The following is a 2199-nucleotide window of genomic DNA, read 5'->3' on the forward strand; positions in this document are numbered from 1 at the left end:
CCCCAAGACTCGCCGTTTAGTATTTGAAGATGGAAAGCCAAAATATCCTCTGGGGTGGTTGAAGATAAGATTCGAAAAGCAAGCCAGTAAAGCTAAAGTGGGGGATTAAAGATGAAACGGGCTTTATTCATGACCGTAGGAACAGGAGTGGGATTAGATAAGGAGAAAAAGGTAAGAAATTTAGCACATGGTCTTTTGTCTTCAATTGAGATCTATAATCCAGATAAGATTGTATTTTTTGGCTCTGAAGAGAGTATAGAGACAGTAGAGTCGCTAAAGGAGCAATATTATGAGAAGAAGGGTAAGGAATTGGAGAATTACGAATTTGTCGGATTGAAGGATATAGACGATTTTTATGAGTGTTATACAAAAATAGAGGAAAAAATAAAGGAGGAAGAGAAAGAAGGGAATGAGATAATCATAGACTATACTTCGGGGACAAAAACGATGACCACAAGCGCTGCTATTTGTGCCATGTTGTATCAGAAGAAATTGAGTTTAGTAGCGGGCAAGAGAGGTGAAAATGGTGTTGTAACTCCGGATACGGAGGCAGCGAGGGTGCAGAATTTGTTTGCCGCTTATGACAAATACCTGCTTGACCGTGCTAAAGAAGCGTTTAATTCTTATAGATTCGGTGAAGCTATGGGCTATTTAGATCGGATAGTGGCATTAGAGGATAAAGAAGAGTATAAGAAGCTTGTTAAGGCTTACGATTTGTGGGATAAATTCGAGCACGAGAAGGCGTTTCAGATGCTGGCGGGAGTTAAAGCCGGGGAAACGGCGTATAACAAAAGTTTTTTAGGGCGGTTAATGAATGCGAGGGAGAAACAAGATTTTATACTGGTTGATTTAATGAACAACGCCCGAAGGAGGATGGAAGAGGGCAAATACGATGACGCAGTTGCACGACTTTATAGAATTATAGAGTTAATTGGGCAATCTGTGCTGAGAACCAGGTACAAGATAAACAGTTCGGATGTGGACGTATGGCAGTTGGAGACTCTGGGAAAGCTGGAGAAGAAGACGATAGAGAAGTATGAGAAGTTGCGAGACGAGGAAAGGAAGATAAAACTACCGCTGAGGAAAGATTTTGAGTTATTACAAGATTTAGGGGATGAGGTGGGTAAGAAATTCTTAGAGGATAAGAAGATGCAGGACCTTCTGTCAAAGAGGAACAATTCCATACTTGCTCATGGCTTAGTGCCAGTGAAGCGAGAAGATGCGGAGAGGATGTTTGAAAGCGTGAGAGGATATGTAGAACTGGTGGTTGAGGATGCGAAAGGCTTAATGAGAAAATCGGAGTTCCCCAAGCTCTGAGTTCTAAGTTCTAAGTTCTAAGATGAATTTGAAGATACTGGTAATGGTACTCAATACAGAAAGAGCAGTAAAAGAAGGGGCATCCAGGTTGCGCGGTTACATAGCCAGCAAATTCAAGGAATATCCGATTTTACATCATCACATCGAAGAAGCGGGCTATTTATACACCTATCCGAGGGTGCAATACAAGATAATAGAAGGCACACCAATTATTTTGGGTATAGAAGAAGGAGCGGATATACTCAAGAGGATCGCGGATGAGATAGATAAACTGGAACTGGGTGGTAGCACGTATAAAGTAGAAAGCGTGCAAATGAACGCTTTGAGAGGGGAACTGGGAGCATGCCGAGAGAACCGTCATTATAAATTCTTAACACACTGGCTCGCATTGAATCCCGGTAATTATGAAAGATACAAAGCGATAAGAGATTGGAAAGAGAAGAAGGAGTTTTTGAACGGTATCCTCGTGGGTAATATCCTCTCGATGTGCAAGAGTCTGGATTATGTGGTGGATAGAAAGCTTTATGTTCATTCGCTTTTATATGATGAGCAGGTGGAGTATAAGGCTATACCGCTGATAGGGTTTGGTGGGGAGTTCAGGGTGAATTTCAGGATGCCTGATTTCTTTGGCTTAGGAAAAGGCGTTTCGCAGGGGTTTGGTGTTATAAAAGCATTTAAATGACAAAATCTTGTTTTCTTGCCCTACGTGATCTTTAGGATTGTTCCGGAGGGGTTGTGGTTGTAAATGATAGAACGACGGCTTCGCAATATTGTAGTTTCGGGTTTTGGGAGTAAGGTTTTCAGAGAGAACGAATTGGTGAAGATAGTCACGAAGGAAGGAGAACAAGTTCAAGTATCGCCCCGGGAAGTAGAACAGGTGAT

The 2199-nt window shown here is 41.9% G+C and carries 2 protein-coding genes; both read left to right on the forward strand.

What is annotated here, in order from left to right:
• Nucleotides 1–111 precede the first annotated feature (111 nt).
• Complete coding sequence (locus tag J7J01_09635; GenBank protein MCD6211123.1) at nt 112–1317, forward strand: TIGR02710 family CRISPR-associated protein; 1206 nt, start codon at nt 112–114, stop codon at nt 1315–1317.
• Between the two features lie 22 nt (nt 1318–1339).
• Entirely contained in the window at nt 1340–1999 is a 660-nt protein-coding gene (locus tag J7J01_09640) for a hypothetical protein (GenBank protein ID MCD6211124.1), read from the forward strand.
• Nucleotides 2000–2199 lie beyond the last annotated feature (200 nt).

It is taken from the genome of Methanophagales archaeon (assembly GCA_021159465.1).
Classification (GTDB): domain Archaea; phylum Halobacteriota; class Syntropharchaeia; order Alkanophagales; family Methanospirareceae; genus G60ANME1.